Genomic DNA, 2,399 nt, shown 5'->3' on the forward strand with positions numbered 1-2,399 from the left:
TGATTTTGAAAACATTCCGGTGGAATGTTTTCAACGGGAATTTCCATGACAAACAGATAAGAAAAATAAGGCTCCCCTGAAAGGGGAGCTGGCAGTGCGCAGCACTGACTGAGGGGTTCTAACATTGCAATTTTTCTTTGTCTTGATTTTGCAACGAAATTGACCCCTCCGAGCGGCTTTGCCGCCCACCTCCCCTTTCAGGGGAGGCTTATATTCTTCATCTTTTTGTTTTGCCACATGTTTTTTCTATCATTTTCCGTAGGGACAGGTTGCGCCGTGTCCGTCGATTTCGGCAAAGGGAAATCCCGTTGGAAACGTTCCACCGGAACGTTTCCAAAATCACATAACAGCAAACGGCAAACAGGGCGGAGCGGTCTTGTTCGCTCCGCCCTCGAAAAGCTGTCGCTTTTCTCACCCACCTTCCCCGTGCGCCAAAAGCATGGCGCAGGGAATTTCGCTGTCTGCGGACAGCGACTTAGAGGGACGTGCCCTCTAAGAACACCTCGCCAGCTGCGCTCAGCTGGAGCAGCCTTTTCGGGGCAACGGTTCTGAAATCGTTTTGTTCCTGCACGATGGTTTTTGTGTTTGCTCTTGCAGTTTTCCCGCTTATCCCTGCAAAACCGCATCAAAAAAGAGCACTTCATTTCGAAGTGCTCTCTCAAAATCACACGGAACAGCGCAGCTTTTACGCTTCCTCATGCGCCGATTCCCGGAAAATCGCCGGATCATATTCGATATGGTTCTTGTCGTAGTAGTCCTTGACGGCAGCCTTGATGGCCTCCTCCGCCAGCACGGAACAGTGCATCTTGTGCGCCGGCAGCCCGTCCAGTGCCTCTGCAACGGCACGGTTGGTCAGCGTCAGCGCCTCCGAGATGGGCTTTCCGGCGATCATTTCCGTTGCCATGGAGCTGGACGCAATGGCAGAACCGCAGCCGAAGGTCTCGAACTTCACGTCGGTGATGATGTCATTGTCCACCTTGAGGTAGATCTTCATGATGTCGCCGCACTTGGCGTTGCCCACCTCGCCGATGCCGTCCGCATCCTCGATCACGCCCACGTTTCTGGGGTTCATAAAGTGATCCATGACCTTTTCACTGTATAACATAGCTTCTTCTCCCTTCCTGCAAATCCCGCCATACCGGCGACATGCTGCGCAGATACGCCACAACCTGGGGGATGGTTTCGATCAGATAGTCGATTTCTTCCGGTGTGTTCTCCGCCGACAGCGACAGCCGCAGAGAGCCGTGGGCGATCTCGTGGGGTCTGCCGATGGCGAGCAGCACGTGGCTGGGATCCAGCGAACCGGATGTGCACGCCGAGCCGGAGGAGGCGCAGATGCCCTTAGCATCCAGCAGCAGCAGCAGCGACTCTCCCTCAATGCCCTCAAAGCAGAAGTGGACGTTCCCCGGCAGGCGCCGGGTGCGCTCGCCGTTGAGGATGCTGTGGGGAATGGTGCGCAGTCCCTCGATGAGCTTGTCCCGCAGTCCGGTGAGATAGGCGGTGTGTTCCGGCAGCGCAGCACAGGCCTCCCTGAGCGCCGCCGCCATGCCCACGATCGCCGGCAGATTCTCCGTGCCGGCACGCCTGCCCCGCTCCTGCGCACCGCCGCAGATCAGACTCCGCAGCGGAATGCCCTTGCGGACGTAGAGCGCACCCACCCCACGGGGACCGTGGAATTTGTGGCCGGACAGAGAAAGCATGTCGATGTTCTGCTCCCGCACGTGAATCGGCACGTGTCCCGCTGCCTGCACCGCATCGGTGTGGAACGGCACGCCGTGCTTGCGGCAGACGGCGCCGATCTCGGCGATCGGCTCAATGGTGCCGATCTCGTTGTTGGCGTACATCACACTCACCAGACAGGTGTCCGGCTGAATGGCAGCCTCCACCTCCTCCGGCGTGATGCGTCCGGTTTCGTGCACATCCAGCAGGGTGACGGTGAAGCCCTCCTCCTTCAGCTGTTCCAGTGTGTGCAGAACGGCGTGGTGCTCAAAAGCGGTGGAAACGATGTGCTTCTTTCCCTTTCGTGCCCCCGCCCATGCAGCAGAGCGAAGCGCCTGATTGTCGGCCTCGCTGCCACCGGAGGTGAAGTAGATCTCCCGTGCCTCACAGCCCAGACAGTCCGCCATGTCCTGCCGTGCCTGAAGCAGCACCTCAGCGGCGGCCTGTCCCACATGGTGCAGGCTGGACGGATTCCCGTAGAATTGTTCAAAGCACGGCAGCATGGCATCCAGAGCCGTGCGGCTGGGCTTGGTGGTGGCGGCGTTGTCGGCGTAAACTTGCATGCAGTATCCTCCTTTCGAACAAAACCGCCCTCCGGGAGGACGGTTTGCTGCGTTTATCTGCGATTGTCCCGAAGCAGGTTTTTAGAGCTTGTGTTCGTAGGAAATATATGCGGATTT

The 2,399-nt window shown here is 57.9% G+C and carries 2 protein-coding genes; both read right to left on the reverse strand.

Going from position 1 to position 2,399, the window contains the following annotated elements; all coding sequences use genetic code 11:
• Positions 1–685: 685 nt before the first annotated feature.
• On the reverse strand, positions 686–1,105 hold the full coding sequence (gene nifU / locus QZL66_RS00295; protein ID WP_022409775.1) for a Fe-S cluster assembly scaffold protein NifU: 420 nt from the start codon (positions 1,103–1,105) through the stop codon (positions 686–688).
• Entirely contained in the window at positions 1,092–2,282 is a 1,191-nt protein-coding gene (gene nifS, locus QZL66_RS00300; RefSeq protein WP_022409776.1) for a cysteine desulfurase NifS, read from the reverse strand. The genes nifU and nifS overlap by 14 nt, the downstream gene beginning before the upstream one ends.
• Positions 2,283–2,399 lie beyond the last annotated feature (117 nt).

This window comes from Ruminococcus sp. CAG:330 (assembly GCF_000437175.1).
Lineage (GTDB): Bacteria > Bacillota > Clostridia > Oscillospirales > Ruminococcaceae > Ruminococcus_C.